A 16,227-nucleotide genomic window follows, 5' to 3' on the forward strand; every position below is an offset into this window, starting at 1 on the left:
CGCATCTAAGGCATGAGCAATTGTGGCCGCTTGAATGCGTGAGGTCCAAATATGTCGATGTTAAGTAACGGACTCGTGTTTGCTGGCACCCGAGGACTCGCAACCCGGTGCATTCTGTTTATTATAGAGACCTGCGGCAAAGATCTAGTCTCCGCTATTCTCGGCGCGCCCCGCAACAAGGAAACGTGGTGGAGGCACGAAACCAGCGAAGAACTTTGGGAAGTCGCGGATCGCCACGGAATACCATATTTGCAGTCAATGGACGACCTCTCCCATCACGGTGGCTTTCTCGTAAGCACGATGTGGGACAAGATCTTCCCTGCCCACGTCCTTGCACGATTCGATCGAGGAGGAATCAACCTCCATCCCGCTCCACTGCCTGAATACCGTGGCAGTTGGGCGCGCACACAAGCGATACTCAATGGCGACATGAGCTTTGCGGTGACCCTCCACTTTCTCTCGGAAGGCGTTGATACGGGCGACATCGTCCGTGAGTTGCGGTTCCCAATCCTACCTTCCGAGACAGCTTTGTCTTTAGACACGAGAGCGCAACTTTATAGCTACGCGCTCTTCTGCGAAGTCTGGCTGCGCTTATTGGACGGATCCTTTACCCGGCGATCCCAGGCCGCGCTGATAGCCGAGGACAAGCGCGAGCATCGCCTCTATACCATGCGGATGGTCACCGAACTTTTGGAATCGGCGGACGTTCCTCGAAGCGAGCAGCAACTCGAGCGGCTCTATCGCGCTTTATACCTTCCGCCCCGCTTCACGCCTCCAAATTGGCTAGTTGAAAGGGTTCGGACGATAGACTCTGGTAGCTTCTTCGAAGGCTTAGGTTTGAACCTGGCGGAGGGCTCGCAAGTGGTTCCAGGATTACCTGAGATTTTGCTTCGGCGGAAACTCTAAGCGATCGAGCAAGATTGCCCCTGGAGCGCTCGCCCTTTGAACGGGACCGGGATGTGTTTAGTCTCGGCATTTGCTGGAGCGGCTTGAGTTTGAATCGTCCGATGGGAAGTCCAGCACTTACGGATGTATTCGTAGCGTGTGAGGCCCTTCAGGTCTTCAGCCGCCGAACGTAGTGCTAGGCGGTGAGGAAGTCGGCAGGTTGAGATTCGAGCTGATCGTGTCGATTGTCATGGTAGCGTTGGACGGTCGTTTCCTTGATCGTGCGGTTCATGCGCTCGACCTGGCCATTGGTCCAGGGATGCTTGATTTTGGTCAGCCGTCGTTCGATCCTGTTTTCGTGGCATCGCACATCGAACATATGCGTCACGTATCTTGCCGTCGGGGGCCGCGATCAGAGCTTCGAGAAAGGCCGAGGTAGTAGTTAGGTGCCGCTTATGTTGCCGTGTCGGATTGGTGGGCCGTCCGGCGGTCTCTCGTTTCCGTAGGCGCGATCGAGCCCGTGCTATGGGATCGAGCCGTAGGTGGTCCCGCCGATGTCGTTGCCGCGCTGGCAGGCGGCCTCGATGCGGGCCGAGCCGCAGCTGCGCTCGAGCCACAGAATGCCGGGACAAACTCGGAAGTCCTGCTCGTGGTGAGCTTGGCCTTCTTGATCGGCTCGACGAGAGCGGCTTCCATTCGGCATAGCGCCGGTGCGCGCTCGGCATGTGCTCCGGCATCGTGGTGTGGCAATGTGGCCCGTCAGAGCGGGCGGAGCTGGCGACCCGGCTACCCTTGTGCAAGATATCGATCGTCCCATCGATGATGCGCGCCCTGAGCTCTGCGCGGATCAAACGTGAGGGCGCCGAGTAGTAATCGCCCGCGATCTCGACCTGATAGTCGGGTGCGACATTGCATTTCTTCCATTCTGCGTACCGATAGAAGGTCGGGGGTAGGGTTTTAAGCGCCCGTTTGTCGATTTGTGCGAACAGCTCGTTGCGGTTCACGCCGAGCTTGCGCATGATCTTGGCGTTGAGGTCGGCGATCGCCTCGCGAATTGCCGCATTGAGTTCGTCAAGCGAGAAGAAACGCTGCTGGACGATTTGCACCGCCGCGTTGTCGCGCGGCTTCCGCGGACGCGTGCGCAGGATCGCGGTCCCGTAATGCTCGGCCAGCTCCTGGTAGGTGCGGTTGAAGCCCGGCTCATAGCGACAGATGACGGTGACGCCGGATTTCCGATTGTCGCAGACGATCGCCTTCGGCATGCCGCCGATCGCGCGCAAGGCATTGACGTGCACAGCAATCCAGTCCGTCAGCCCTTCCGACCAGCGCGCCTCGGCAATGGTATAGTTGGATGCCCCCAGCACGGCGACGAAGACATGGACCAACTGCTGGACGCCGGTTGCGGCGTCGAACACCGGCACCGTGTCGTCCGCGAAGTCGACGAACAGCTTCTCTCTAGGCCCATGCGCCTGCCGCATGGTCGGCGAGATCGTATCGCTCCATTTCCGGTAAAGATCGCATAACTAGCTGTACCCATAGGTCTGCGTGTGCTCCGCGCGATATTCCTCCCACAGCCTAATTAATCCGATGCTGCGCGGAAGGTTGGAGAAGTTTTGAGACTGCGGCAGGACGGTTCAGCCTTCGCCTCGAAGTATAGTCTCCGCCTCAGGTCTTGCAAATCCTCGTCAGATCTCGCGGCGACGGGGCGTTCAGACGAAGGTGAGATCATGGCCCGCGCACACCGCCACCGCCCCACTTGTGGCGTATAGTTCCATCCTGAATCAATATCGGCCGCGCAGGGGCAGGTGCAGTTTGAAAACTTCTTGCGCCTCGTAACCGGGTTTGTTTCCCTTCGCGGAAGTTATCGGCTCGCGGCCGAGACAGAATGCCGATCCATGCAGATAAGTTCGCTCGGGATGGCAAACAGCGGCTAATTTTTCCGCAAAGAAATATGGTCCACTGCCGGTGTTACAGCAGTGGCCCAGTCCGAGTCGGGAGAAAGTAGCAGACGAGCTGGTCTGCCAGCGGATTTTCGAATTATTGCGGGCGACCTGCTTACGCGAATTGCCGCTACATCGCTGGTTCGCTGGTCGCATCCTCCACCCAACCGTTACGCGAAAACACTTAAACTCTGCCAATACCGATTTTGGATCGCACTCGCCGACGTTGCGACCTGCACTATCGACCAAACGAAATCTACGGGAACAATCCGCGCGTCTCCTTGGCCCCGCGTACCCGCTCTACACCGATCGCCATGGCGGCGGTGCGGTTGAATACCCCATCTCGCTTGCTTCGCGTCAATACCCGATCGAACGCACGATCCAGAAGTTGATACTCCCGTCGTACCACCTCCTCCTCCTCCCAGAACAAGCGCTGGAGGTCTTGCACCCATTCAAAGTAGCTGACCACCACACCTCCTGAGTTACACAAGATGTCAGGAATGAGAAAGATCTCATCTTGTCGCTGCTCCAGAATCCGATCGGCTTCCGGTGTCGTCGGGCCGTTGGCGCCTTCCGCAAGTATACGACAGCGAAGATCAGCGGCGACTTTGGCGTCGATCACCCGTTCCATTGCAGCTGGAACGAGAACTTCGCAAGGCAATGTCAATATCTCCGCTGCGTCCAAAGCGAGGTCATTAGAGTAACCCTCCAAATTACCCTGCCGAGCAGCGTGTCGGACCAAGTGCGGGATATCGAGACCGGCAGGCCGATAGAGCGCGCCTGTGTGATCGGTCACCGCGATGACCTTGACTCCCATGTTGTATAGTTCCAGCGCGGTGATCGAACCCACATTTCCGAATCCTTGCACGATCGCTGTCGAGCCACCGAGGTTGATTTTTAGCTCGTCTGCGCCACGATGGATTAGATGAGCAACTCCCCTCCCCGTCGCCTCGCGCCGGCCCAAGGTCCCGCCCGCGCTGACAGGCTTGCCCGTCACGATTTCGGTCACCGTTTGTCCCTGATACATCGAATAAGTATCCATGAACCAGGCCATGATCTGCTCGTTCGTCCCCATATCGGGGGCCATCACGTCGGTATGAGGGCCAACGAAGGGGATCATTTCTTGCATATAGCGGCGCGACAGCGCTTCGAGTTCGCGCTTGGACAGGCCTCGCGGGTCGACACTGATGCCTCCCTTGGCACCACCGTATGGCAATCCAACCAAAGCACACTTCCAGCTCATCCAGATTGCGAGCGCCGCTACTTCACCGAGATCAACGCTCGGAGCGAAGCGTGTGCCGCCTTTCGTGGGACCAAGCGTGAGGTGGTGCTGCACACGGTAGCCCTCAAAAACCGCTGTCGTGCCGTCATCGCGGTGGATCGGGCAGGACACGGTGACCGCTCGCTTCGGCATTAGTAGCCGAGCTCTAGTGTCCTGCGGTATGCTCAGATAGTCGGCTATGACCTCGAATTGTTTCACGGCCATGTCAAAGACCGGCCCGCCATAGGCACTCACGTTCGCTCCTTAGGTTGATTGAAACAGCAGAACAGAAAGCACGCAGGCCGCCTCCTAGGCGCGTCGCGGCCGAAAGCAGCGACGACGAGCGTAGAGTTGCTGAATTGGTTTCGAAATGGGCGGCAAAACGCTTGTATGTGTTTCATGTACTGTGAGCGAACTCCCTCCGGGCGGGCAAATACCAATTTCAGAGGAACTAAGACCAGATTGGAATGGTACCTGTTAGCCGGTCGATTTTAGAGAAAAATCGAGAGGCAGCTCGAAAGTGGCGCCGGAGCTCCGGGAAGTTGGTTTTCGCACCGCAAATCACGTCGCTGCCGCGTTCGGTCTTCGACTGCTGCTGGCAAACCCGACAATCCGGTGCTCGCGCGTCGTAAAGCCCGCGAGCGGCAACGCGCTGGCGCTCGCGCTAGTCTTGAGACAGACTCGGGCGAATCAAACACTCTCAGCGTGAAGCCGTATCAGCGATTTCATCCTGACCGCCTAGGTGTGCCAGGCGTTGCGGGTCCGTGCATCCAAAAACAGGAGTTTCACCCAAGCTTCGCAATCCGTAGCCATCGACCACCGCTCTCGCTGACGACCTCAACCCAAGCGCACCGTCCAGAACCGCACCTCAGCGGCTTTTGAAACTCCAAGACCCTGTAACCGTTGCCGGGTGACGTTCACGGCCAGATCGCGTTGCGCAGAGCAGAATTGGCACTCGAAGAAATTTCCCTTCCGGACTCCTACCGGACTGGAAAATCCGCGCTGGATCTCGATCCCAAAGGCTGTCTGGAAAGAAGTGCAGTTCGCCGGGGTCTCGGTTCTTTTGCTTGCCCAGGGAATGGACTGAGTGGGCACCGTCCGGTTCGGAGGTTGTCGCCTGCACGCAACCACTGTTCATCGACGCCACCGGCCTAATCGCACTTGCTGAGATTGTTGCGGTTCGCACGGTCGGGCTACGCCTCCCTGCGTCACGAGCCCGGCGAAGCTCTCTCATAGTGATTGCCGCGCGGCAGTTTGCCGACGCACGGAAGCTGTCGCCTAAACAATGAGGTAAATCGGATGCGTCACCCGCACAAACTGCAGCGGCGCGTCCGAAACGATGGCGTCGACGGAGGCCGGATAGCTGTTGGCATCGCTGCGGCTAAGTGAATCAGACGCCTTAGCTAGCACCGTCGTCCCGTCGGCAACAGGTTTGATCTCTGTCGGAGAGACGCTCATGCAGCGGGCGCAGTGGAAGGCGGCATGTCCAACCCAGTCTGCCAAAATGTCCCCGGTCTGCGAAAGCGTCGAGCGGTCGAGATCGATGCCTTGGCGGGCGTAGATATCGGCCTCCGGCCCGCCGCGCCGGGGCGTCCGCCTGTATGCCGTCCTAGCGCGAAATGGGTATTCGGTGCGCGGGGTAGCGGCAACGCCGAACTGAAGGGATTATGTCCTGCCGCTCGCTCTAATCCTTGGAAGTCGCCCTGCAGCATGGACAGGTTTTATCATCAATGTCGACCGGAACCTCGATCGCGGCTGATGATCTGAGAATGCTCCGCGATTGACGCGACGCTTGCGTGCGTGTTCCGCTCGCCGCTCCGGCGCTGTCGCGTCCTGGCTGACTTCCATTGACGTTGCAGTTCTTTGACCATCGGATGCAGCCGCTCGGCCCCGTGCCGCTCGGCCAGCAGCATCGCCTTGGCGGCTCGGGATCATTAAGCTCATCGCTGGACACCCACAGAACCGGATGTGAGGGGCGCATCAGCGTCGCCAAACGGCGACACGGGCTAAATCGATGCCGCTACAAGGGAAGTGCCGGAATGAAGCGTTGGGTCGGGCTCGGCGTCCTTGCCGATAACCTCATCAATATCGGCCGCGTGATGGAGAAGCAGTCGCCGCAATAACGGTTCGTACCACCTCTCCCTGGGCTTCCATCGCCCCGCCAGCCTTCGGCGGGGTTTATTGTTGTTCGTACGTTGACCCGTCTCTTCAAAACCGCGAATTTTGCGCCGGAAAGTAGCTAGTGCTCAGTCGTGGCCGGGGGGCGCACCAAATAAGCCAGCTCTAGCGAAATGGCTACGACTTGACCCGGCGCGACCTAACGCTGCCACGCTCCTCATATTTCGGAAAAATTAGATCTGAGTAACAAAAGCCTCCGGCAGGGATGCCGGAGGATCAAAATCGAGCCTACCTCTTTTTTGGTTCCTTAGTTCGACGGAGACTCAGAAGTTGCGCTGAGCGCGGAGCAGCAGCGTGAGGCCGCCTTGGTCTTTCAGGTCGTACACAGCACCGGGCTTTGCAATACTCGACTGCACCGGCAGCGTCACAGTGCTTCCGCTGGCGTATTTCTGATCGAGGACGTTGTAAGCGAGCTCTGCGCCAAAGACCAGGTTCTTGACCGGGGTCCAACTGACGTATGTACCGACTACCGCAAAGTTGAAGTCAGGGTTACAGCCAGCAAGGCCGCTCGAGAGCGCTAGCCCTGTAACGACCGCGCCACAAATATAGCCCTTAGCAGTGCCGTTGTAGCGCACCGCGCCCCAACCACCGAAGATACTGGTATGCCAATATTCATTCCAATTGTGATTGATGGCGCCGTTGAAGCCGAATGTCGTGGTCAACTCCTGACCAGCGCCGACAACGAACACAGAGTCAGCGATACCAGCGATTCCAACGCTCTGATAAGCACCCGCCAAATTCGAGCCGCCATATCTCGCGAAGTTGGTCGACATATAGTCGTTGAAGACGTAACGGCTTGCACCATTTGCATAGACGCCAGTCACGTTGATCGAGTCACCCGGACCGGTTGGGAGGTTCTTGATCGAAAATGCCAACTGACCCGCCCAGCCCCACTTATCACTCGGATAGCCGGTAACCTCTGTCGCGCCATAGTAAGCAGCATGGTTATCGTGAGCCGCGAGGGACGCCTGAAAGAGGCCCCAGGACTGGTCAACACGAAGCGATGCGATGAGGTCTGGAGCTCGAGTACCGCCAATGTCGTTGGCGCCGTAAGTACCGGTGGCGAGACCCGCAGCCGTGGCTGCGCTCACGTTCCAGATGTTGGTTGTGTCATGGAGAGTTTGATCCTGCGCCGAGAATGAAGCCGTGATACCTTGACCGAAGTCAGCGGTATAGGACACTTGGTTCACGGGATCCCACGCACTGCTACCCGGCAATTCAACGTAGTTTCCGGGATACTCGCCCCAGGGGGTAGAGAATTGCGATCCCGTCCTACCAAAGGTGAAACCAGCGAACTGGATGAAGGCGTAATAGAGACCGGGCGCAGCACCGCCAATAGTATTTGCACTCGAGTTATAACTCGTACCGCCACCAGTGAGACCGGTACCGGCACCGTTATAACCGCCTGTTGTCCAAGTGAACCAGACTTCGGCGTAGGTGCGAAGCAGTCCATACTCGGTCGCCGTACGCGTGTCGACGCCCAAGATCGTGCGGGTACGACTTGTATAGTAGTTGCTTAGGCGGTTCCGTGCGGCTCCAACCCCGCTGTCTGGGGGATTATAAGCACTGTTAGTGTTAAAGGTCACGTCGGCGCGCACATAGCCACTGAACTTGATGCAAGTGTCAGTGCCCGGAACGTAGTAGAATCCGGCGCCGTACAGCGAGCAGATTTTCACGTACTCGACGGCCTTCGCCTTGATGGGCAGATCAGCAGCCCGCGCTCCGCCAACAGCAATCAGACCCGCGGCCGAACTGATCAAAAGACTCTTCGCCACCTTCATAATAGCCCTCCAATTGTTTCACGTCAAAAAGCGGCCGCTCAAGTTTTAAGAGACTAGCCGCCTTTGCCCCCCATCATTCTCGATCTACAAGGGCCATCCTCAAACGCTTACTGTAGATTGCATCAGCAAACGTCGCGGCGCGGACCATTCCGCTGCTCGCGTGATCACGTTGACAGAATACATTCATAATGGGCGCACGAAATTTGTACGAAATGGACGAACTTGAACTCGCGTTCAAGGGCGAGTGCTCCGATCGCATCACATCGGTACGATTCGTACCAACAAACGATCGGACGTACGTTTTATAAGCTTGTCTTTATGCTATCCGACTAACTCAGAAGCCGGAGCGCTCAGCCAGACAGTACGCGCCACATGGGTGCGCCTTAAGCCCTTGCCGTTGAGATCAAGACGGTCGGCGCTCTGAGCGAAAACCTCAACACGACAGCCCCTTCGTCCACGGCAGCGGGCTGGATGAGGATCGACGCCCGCCGTGGCGGCCTCAGAGGATTTCCAGGTGGCGTGAAGGCACCAGCGTAGAGCGACTCGAGAAGCTAAAGGGTGATTCAGAACGCGCGGACTTTGCTAGTCACCGGGGCTTTTGTTGCAGGCAAGGACGAGGCATAAGCGCCTGAAATAAGCCTGTAACAACAACATACCTTCTGCTCGAGGCACTTGCGTTCATCTATTTGCAATACGCCGCGCGTCTTGCGAATTAGCCCTTGCTCTTCGAATCGGATTAACGTCTCTGTGACCCCGGCCCGGCGCAATCCCAAGACAGACGAAAGGTAGTCATGGGTAACTGGAAGTACATGAGTCCCAACAGCATCACTGGCCAAACAGAGCCACAACGCGAGTCGTTTTTCGCGATCGTGTCGAACGCCACACAATCCTGTCTGAGCGCAGTGCAAGTTCAGCGCGTGAACGTAACGAAAAAGATGTTCTTGGATTTCGGTGCGCTCATTCATCATCCGACGCAAATCCTCGACAAGGATCCTGTGCGCTCTTCCCGGAAAGAGCACGACAGACCGATGGGTCGAAAGATGTCCTCCCAATAAGAGTGAAGCGCCAACCGCACCACGATATCCGATTACCGCCGTTTCAAGGATGCTTCCCTCCGCGACGATCCTCAGCGAGACAAGGCCGGACTCTATGAAATAGACGTGTTCAACATGACTTTTCGGCTCATGCAGAACCATACGTTCTCGCAGGACAATAGGCTCGAGGAACTCTCCTATTACGGCGAGGTCTTGCAGAGAAAGACTCGCAAGAATCGCATTCTTGACAAAGGATCGCGTACTAGTGCGCACGTTATCAGACCGATGGACCATCGGCTGTCTCCCGGGCACCCGGTCGGTTGAGGAACGCCCATGGTTTGATAAGTACCTCCTCCTCGGTAATTGTCCCTAGATAGGCCTCTGAACGGTCCCTGGGCCTGTCCGCCTCAAAGAGAGCCTGATGGACATCGAAGTATCTCTGCAATTCAAATGATTTCCGGGAGGGTTGCTTGCTCAAAGGAGCCCTACCTCGAATTCTGCAAACGCCGCCAGCGAATAGCGGGCCGTCGTCAGCAGCAGGATATATATCATCTTGCCCCTCCACTCCTGCGCAGATTGTGGACGAACCACCTTCGGCGACGCCAATACCAATTTCGGAAAGGTCGATACCAGATCGGAATTGGGAAAGGCACGTTCCGCTTCTAATCTTCGAGGCTAGCAGAATTGTTTCTCGCTAGTTCCTAGACGCAACTCGAACAGGCATGATGTATTCGGCTTCTTTTGGCTGAATGAGCGACACGCCTTCGGGAGTTGCTGCAAACCATTTCTTGAGGGGCTTGATTCGATCCAACGATCTGAACCTCGCTCGACGTCGAGCGGGTACAGCTTGCCTGGCGCAACATCATCCGCAAGCAACGCGATCTTCAGCGGATACGCGTTGCGAAGGCCGTGCCGCCGAAGTTGACGTCCCAAAAACTGAGGAAAGTCCTTCGGCGGCGAGCGCGCGAGAGCTGGGCGGACGCGACTGCCATAAGCTGCCGGTCGAGCATGTATTCAATATAGAGTTTCGCGTGCAGCCTAACGATGCTAAGCACGAAAAAAGAAAGCATCGCGAGGCAGATTCCGATGTCAAGTAGAAGGCCTCCGATGGGCATATCGGAGGTCTTCCTTGGAGGTCAAACTTAGATCTATGAAGTCGCTTTCTTTCTCCTTCTGCTAGTTTGATTCAGAAATTGCGCTGTGCGCGAAGTAGCATGCTGACCGAGTTCTGGTCCTTCGCCTCGTAGATCGCAGCTGGCTTGGCAACCGGCAAGTTCGCCGTGCCCGCACCCGAGAACGTGCCCGAGTACTTCTGGTCCAGGTGGGTCCAGACGACGTCCGCCGTGAAGGCCAGGTTCTTCACCGGGGTCCACACGGTGTTCACGCCGATCGCGGCGAGGTTGAAGTCCGGGTTGCAAGTACCCGCGAAGCCGAGCAACGCAGCAGCGTTCGCACAGATCGCGGTCTTGCCACCGGAACCATACTGTACTGCGCCGTACGCGCCGTAGATGGCGCTCGCCCAGTTCGGGTTCCAATTGTGGGTATAACCACCGCGGAAGCCCCAGGTCTTGACCGTCTCGATACCCGAACCGGCCACGAACACGCCATCAGCAATGCCCGCGATTCCGATGCTCTGGTAGGCGCCAGCCAGGCCAGTGCCGCCATACATAAAGAACGTCTGCGGAAACAGGCTCTGGAAGTTGTAGCGGCTTGCACCATCCGTGTAGACTGCCTGCAAGTTGATCGAGTCGCCCGGGCCAGTCGGGATGTTCTTGATCGACAACGCACCCTGAACCGCCCAACCCCACTTGTCGGCAGGATGACCGGTCGGCTCAGTAGCGCCGTAGTAGGCCGCATGCAGGTCATGGGCGACGACCGAGAACTGAGCCAGGCCCCAAGCCTGATCAACACGGACCGCGCCGATGACGTCAGGCGCACGAGTACCGCCCCAATCGTTGGCACCGTACGCACCGGTAATCATGCCAGCAGCGGTCGCAGCCGACAGGTTCCAGAGGTTCGACTGGTCCTGCTGAGTGGGATCCTGCAACGCCACCGAACCGGTGATGCCCTGGCCGAAATCAGCCGTATAGGCAACCTGGTTTACGCCAGTGACGTGGTTGGAACCGCCCGGAAGGGTGTCGGGACCGCCAGCCGGATAGCTCTGCCACGGAGCATCGAAGATTGAGACGGTGCGGCCGAAGGTGAAGCCAGCGAACTGGATGAACGCATGGTAGAGGCCGAGGGTGCCGCCACCGATGCCGTCACCCGCATAAGCCGACGGGCTGCTGCCGGTGTAGACGCCAGTCGTCCAGGTGAAGACCATATCGGCGTACGTACGAACCACGCCGTACTCGGTCGCGGTGCGCGTATCGACGGTAAAGTCCATACGAGCGCGGCTGAACCAGTAGTTGGTTAGACGGTTGTTCGCACCCTGTGGCGCGCCTTGGCTGAACGAGTAGTCGCCTGCACCAACCGTGGTGTCTGCACGGACGTAACCACCGAACTTGATGCAGGTGTCAGTGCCCGGCATGTAGTAGAATCCGGCACCATACAGGGAGCAGATCTTTACGTATTCGACCGCCTTGGCCTTCACGGGAAGATCGGCTGCCTGCGCTCCGCCAACGGCGATCAGACCCACCGCCGAACCGAGCAAAAGGCTCTTCAACATTTTCATAAATTTTCTCCAGACTATTCCACCTCGCAGTGGTCGCTCAAGCACTACGGCAGAGACCAACCACCTCGCCTTGCCCTGACGCTTCCCTAACTGCAGGGCCTTCCGTGAACGCCAACTGATAGATCGAACCAGCCGGCGTCGCCGTGCGGATGATTCCGCCGCTCGCGTTCTTATGTTGACAGACTGCGTTTGTTATTGGCGGACGAACTCCGTACGAAACGCACGGATGCGTGCAGGCATCTCGCAAGCGTGATGCAGTCGTGTCATAACGGTACGTTTCGCACCGGCGACGCACAAACAAGGTACGTTTCGTACGATGGCAAGAACGGCCATTGGCGTTGCCGAATGATCTATCGGCCTGAAATGTTCGCGGGCGCATCGGCCGGACATTGATCTAACATGGCTGTCCGCGGCGCAGGTTGTAATAGCGGTGGCCCATGCCGATTTGGACATTGTGACCACGAGCTCGCGGCAGGTCTCTCAAGCTCTCGGGCCGCCGGAGCATTCGCTTCATCGAAGGTTGGCTGGCGCGGGAGTATCTTGATGTCATCATAGGGGAGCACAGCCGGGAGGATGGCGCGTTGGTCAACGCCCCGATTTCGGCAATTGCGCCGACGCCACAAGATCCAAATCACGTCGGCAAGCAATTTAGAGCATCGGCCAATCATGTTGCAGCGTATCCGGCGGCGATGAAGTAGTTGCGGCATTTGCCGCGCTCACCCCAAACCGCTCGCCTGCCTCTCGGTGTGATGTGCCCGCCTTCACAGCGTTCAGAACTCGAACGCGAAGATCCACCGAAAGAGCCTTTGACATGCCTGACGGCCTCCGCTCCGGCAGACAGTTTGAATCAGTTCGCCGCTGATTTGGGTATCCCTTTCGACTCACTCAACTCGGCGAATGCTCTAGCGTCGGCGGCTAGTGAATCTCTTCAGAGAGCATTTTGGTAGCGATATGTCCTCTCACACTCACGAGCGCCGTCAGCCATGCCCGAATTGAGCTGGAAGTCCTCGCCCTTGATGTCGTGAACGATTGTGGACGCCGGCCAGGTCAAAAGGGGCGGGCCGACACCCTTGCTGGAACGAGCAAAGCAGGGCACATGCTCCCGCCGTCATCAGCCAAGGTGGTCGTCGTTGGCCGGCCGCGGCGGCCGGTAGACCCCAGAGCGCGCGATGCCAAGCAACATGCATTGCCGGCGGATCGACAGCGCCTTGTCGGCGCGATCGTGCATTCCTCGACGATCCGGCGTGCTCATCTTCCGGACCTCCTCCACGCTAAAAATCGCGCTGGACTAGTTGTCCAATCTTGTCCTGCAGCTTCTTGAACTCGCGTTCGCGCGTTTCCTAGCTCTCCCGGCCGAGACCCGCGTCAAAGGCCCGCGCCGCCCGTTTCGGCAGTTGCTTCTTCCAGGCATAGATCTGTTCGGGTGAACCTCATAGCGCTGGGCCAGATCGGCCACCGTCACACGTTCCGGCACCGCTCCAGCGCGATCTTTGCCTTCAGCGTCGCGTCGATCTTACGTCTCGTTTTCGTCGTCATCATGCGCCCATCTATCAAAACGGAGCAGCTCTTTCCAACTAAACACATGGTCCCCAAAATCCGGGTCCATCTCAGGCCGAATGCCATAGGTGCCGTCACCACTAGATGAAAAGAGAAATGAACAGATAGCGAGTGCCAACGCGGCCCCTATTGCACGGTTGCCTTGCGACTACGGTCATGAATGGAGCCAAGCAAGGGATGCGATCGGACGCGACCATCTGCAACCCACAACTGCCACGATCAACGATTTGCAATGAACCGATTAAGCACGTTCAACGTAATGCGAGAAACTGCGTTCGTGTAGTTGTCGATCGGCAGACAACCTATCCAACAGATTGATCCGACCGAAAACACGGCTCCGCCACTCTTGGTCGAAAGCCAGGTCATGTCTGCGCGCACAAGCCGATTGTCGGATCCACCCTGCTCTCCGGGGAGGATGTAGGTGTAGTCTTCCGCGACGGGCTGGTAATGCTCGCTTAACCCGACGGATGATGCGAGCACGGTTGTTTCAGGCGGCGTCCCGTAGAGAGCATCCACATGGTCCAGTTCGTCGCCGGCCGCGCCGTCCAGCATCATGCCCTTAGTGCCGATCAGCTTGTCGGTGACGCCTTCGAAGATCCATTTGTGTGCCGGTCTTTCAGCTGCATCGGTTCGCTTGTAGGGACCTGCCTTGCCCCAGCCGGCCGCCCCCGTACCGATCCCGGTGAGGCGCTGCGGAGGGCGACCGCGATAGCGCCAAAGGCTGCCCCGTTCGCCGGTCGAAGCATGGACGTTCTCGCCCGGCTGCGACGTGTAGTTGCGCATCCCCGCGTGGCCGCGTCGCACTTCGATCACATGGGGCAGCTCAGGATGGAAGCTGGTGACCCAGTAGAACCCGTTACCGCCAAGATACATCAAATTGCCACCGCGATCCACGTATTCCTGGAGCGCATCCATCATGCGTTCCGAAACGTACTCCGGGTGGGAGCCAGTGACGACGACATCATAAGCCTGCAGTGCAGCGAGTCCCTCGAGATGCAAGTCCTCGTCGGTCAAGACGTCGTAATCGAAGCCATGGTGTTCGAGCCAGTCGAGCAGGTAGAAGTCGCCCGCGAAATGTCGATACGAGTCGTTGAGCCAGTTGAAGTGAAAGGGGCGGAAATTCAATAGCGGCCGCAGGCGTGAGGCATACGTCACCCCGGCGCCGTCTTCATGGTTGTTGTACATGGACAGACCGAGCTCGGGGTGTGCCTCGGCGTACTTGTCGGCGTCTTGCAGTTGCACGCGTCCGGACTTCATCGCAAATCCCTCGCCGATGTAGCTGCGATGCTCGTTGCCGTAGGCGAGATATGTGTTCGTCGGCGCGAGAAATAGCACCCTTGAATGGCGCGAGCCAGCGGCAGGGCGGACGTAGAACGGCACCCAGTCTTCGTCCGTGCCGTCTTGGATTCGCAACGCGTAGACACCGGATCGCCATTCCGGTTCGATTTCGAGAGTGAGGCTCGGCTGCCAATCGCCTCCAGCTACCATGTCGCGGTGGAAGAGAACCGCGTTGTATTCGTCGGGCGCGAGTTCCGGATGGTCCCGTCTGCCGCACCAGCGCGAGCCCGTAACCGCCCGCATCGGAAGGTTGAACAACGTCAGAACTGGACCGCCGCTGACGTCATTCGGGATGACCATGGGAGCAGTGTTCCTGCCCATCGACCAGGAATGGAGTAAGCGCGAGCTGAGCAAGCGGTCTGCTCCGGCTCCATTCAGGATCACACCGATTTCTTCCGGACTGAGAGCGGAAGAAGCGAAGACGAGGTCGCCGATCTTGCCGGTGAAATGCTTGTGGGCAGCCCCTCCGTTCTTAGCTGCCGCTAGCGTGACTTGGCCCAAGAAGCCTCTTGGGAAGAAGCCCTCGCTTCGAAGCGGCGCGAGCGTCTCGCGGATTTCTTCCGCCTTCCCGGTCACAGAAATTTTGGCCGCGGCGAATCTCGCCGCATGATCTTCCACAACGAGGGTGACCCGGTACCACACCCGCGTCGCGAGTTCAAGGTCAAGTGTCGCGACCCGGAATCCATCGACGATAAGAGCGAGCGTGCGGCCGGAGATGACAATGGCCGTCGAACAACCGGCGCCGTTGAAACAGATGAGCGCCTCCTCGGCGTCGGGCAGCAGGCTCGGCCAGAACGAAAACGCAAGCGAGAGAGGTAGACCACGCGCCGCCATGGGCGCATCTACTAATTCCGCATAGCCTCCAATCGACGATTTCTGTTCGGCACCCGCATAAGATGGCTTCAGGCGGCTTGGCATGACTTCATGCCTTATGCCGCCTGCGCCGTCGCGGTTATCGACGCTCACAAGGCGGTAGACTTCGGCATTGAACTCGCCTTTTGGAGCACTCACAAAGAATGTGAGGCGTCCGCCCTGGCGGGCACTCAATCGGTCGGAATAGCCCAAGAGCCTCTGGCGGCCGTAGTCTCCGACACTCATGCGCTACCCTTCCGATCCAGTTCCGATTCGATCAATGCCTCGTCCACCGTGTCATTCAGCGTCCCCAGGGGGTCGACCAGCCTGCCTCCGGCGATTGGAACCACTCGTTGAGTCTCGCCGTGTGTTTGGAGATCCTCCATCCCTCCGGAGTCCGCACGTATTCGTCTTCCCACATAAAGAGCGTAGGCGTTGGCAACGGAGCCGGGCCCTTCTTCAAGTCCCATTCGGTGCGGTAAAGCGTGACGAGGGCCCGACCGGACGCGTGGTCGGAATCCTTCACGTCAATCACGATGTTCGACAGAAAGTGCCGCTGCACGAGCTTGCCGGCTCGCTGCGAGTCCCTCTGGTTCCTGAAGAGTTCGTCGATCCCTTTCCGATCCAGGACTTGTTTCCGAGCCGGGAGCACCAAAGTGCCATCGTTGCTGAACAAGCGGGCGCCTTCCATCGGATCGATGAAGTCGACGAAATGGGAGTAATCGAG

General features: G+C 58.2%; 9 protein-coding genes and 4 pseudogenes. 2 read left to right on the forward strand and 11 right to left on the reverse strand.

Annotated features, from left to right (window positions below; genetic code table 11):
- The first annotated feature begins 51 nt into the window (after positions 1-51).
- Positions 52-906, forward strand: a complete 855-nt coding sequence (locus tag SO156_RS33530; RefSeq protein WP_498537762.1) for a formyl transferase — start codon at positions 52-54, stop codon at positions 904-906.
- 55 nt (positions 907-961) lie between these two features.
- On the opposite strand, the pseudogene SO156_RS33535 reads toward SO156_RS33530, so the two are convergent.
- The 4 genes and pseudogenes from SO156_RS33535 to SO156_RS33550 all read right to left on the reverse strand — a co-directional run.
- Positions 962-1,267: pseudogene (locus SO156_RS33535) on the reverse strand (IS481 family transposase); the annotation flags it as partial.
- A gap of 370 nt (positions 1,268-1,637) precedes the next feature.
- Positions 1,638-2,396 (reverse strand): annotated as a pseudogene (gene istA / locus SO156_RS33540) (IS21 family transposase); the annotation flags it as partial.
- Positions 2,397-3,081: 685 nt separating this feature from the next.
- Entirely contained in the window at positions 3,082-4,341 is a 1,260-nt protein-coding gene (locus SO156_RS33545) for a Glu/Leu/Phe/Val family dehydrogenase (RefSeq protein WP_498537763.1), read from the reverse strand.
- Positions 4,342-5,364: 1,023 nt separating this feature from the next.
- On the reverse strand, positions 5,365-5,589 hold the full coding sequence (locus tag SO156_RS33550) for a hypothetical protein (RefSeq protein ID WP_498537764.1): 225 nt from the start codon (positions 5,587-5,589) through the stop codon (positions 5,365-5,367).
- A gap of 455 nt (positions 5,590-6,044) precedes the next feature.
- Here SO156_RS33550 and SO156_RS33555 point away from each other — a divergent pair.
- Positions 6,045-6,209, forward strand: a pseudogene (locus SO156_RS33555) (transposase); the annotation flags it as partial.
- Between the two features lie 318 nt (positions 6,210-6,527).
- On the opposite strand, the gene SO156_RS33560 reads toward SO156_RS33555, so the two are convergent.
- The 7 genes and pseudogenes from SO156_RS33560 to SO156_RS33590 form a co-directional block, all read right to left on the reverse strand.
- Positions 6,528-8,045: a porin gene (locus SO156_RS33560; RefSeq protein WP_498537765.1), complete on the reverse strand. Its 1,518-nt coding sequence runs from the start codon at positions 8,043-8,045 to the stop codon at positions 6,528-6,530.
- A gap of 563 nt (positions 8,046-8,608) precedes the next feature.
- Positions 8,609-9,241, reverse strand: a complete 633-nt coding sequence (locus SO156_RS33565) for a Crp/Fnr family transcriptional regulator (RefSeq protein WP_498537766.1) — start codon at positions 9,239-9,241, stop codon at positions 8,609-8,611.
- A gap of 1,024 nt (positions 9,242-10,265) precedes the next feature.
- Positions 10,266-11,753, reverse strand: coding sequence for a porin (locus SO156_RS33570; RefSeq protein WP_498537767.1), 1,488 nt, complete (start codon positions 11,751-11,753; stop codon positions 10,266-10,268).
- A 705-nt stretch (positions 11,754-12,458) separates the two neighbouring features.
- Positions 12,459-12,566: pseudogene (locus SO156_RS33575) on the reverse strand (IS630 family transposase); the annotation flags it as partial.
- A gap of 298 nt (positions 12,567-12,864) precedes the next feature.
- Positions 12,865-13,005, reverse strand: a complete 141-nt coding sequence (locus tag SO156_RS33580) for a hypothetical protein (protein WP_498537768.1) — start codon at positions 13,003-13,005, stop codon at positions 12,865-12,867.
- 524 nt (positions 13,006-13,529) lie between these two features.
- A complete protein-coding gene (locus SO156_RS33585; RefSeq protein ID WP_498537769.1) occupies positions 13,530-15,746 on the reverse strand; it encodes a N,N-dimethylformamidase beta subunit family domain-containing protein in 2,217 nt (738 codons plus the stop codon).
- 55 nt (positions 15,747-15,801) lie between these two features.
- Positions 15,802-16,227 (reverse strand): nuclear transport factor 2 family protein (locus SO156_RS33590; protein WP_498537770.1); only part of this gene is annotated, 426 nt, incomplete at its 5' end.

Source organism: Bradyrhizobium sp. UFLA05-125 (genome assembly GCF_059803515.1).

Excerpts from the sequence above, each read along its gene's own strand:
- SO156_RS33560 (WP_498537765.1), bottom strand. The coding sequence starts at position 8,045 with ATGAAGGTGGCGAAGAGTCTTTTGATCAGTTCGGCCGCGGGTCTGATT.
- SO156_RS33565 (WP_498537766.1), bottom strand. The coding sequence starts at position 9,241 with ATGGTTCTGCATGAGCCGAAAAGTCATGTTGAACACGTCTATTTCATA.
- SO156_RS33580 (WP_498537768.1), bottom strand. The coding sequence starts at position 13,005 with ATGAGCACGCCGGATCGTCGAGGAATGCACGATCGCGCCGACAAGGCG.
- SO156_RS33585 (WP_498537769.1), bottom strand. The coding sequence starts at position 15,746 with ATGAGTGTCGGAGACTACGGCCGCCAGAGGCTCTTGGGCTATTCCGAC.
- SO156_RS33530 (WP_498537762.1), top strand. The coding sequence starts at position 52 with ATGTCGATGTTAAGTAACGGACTCGTGTTTGCTGGCACCCGAGGACTC.
- SO156_RS33570 (WP_498537767.1), bottom strand. The coding sequence starts at position 11,753 with ATGAAAATGTTGAAGAGCCTTTTGCTCGGTTCGGCGGTGGGTCTGATC.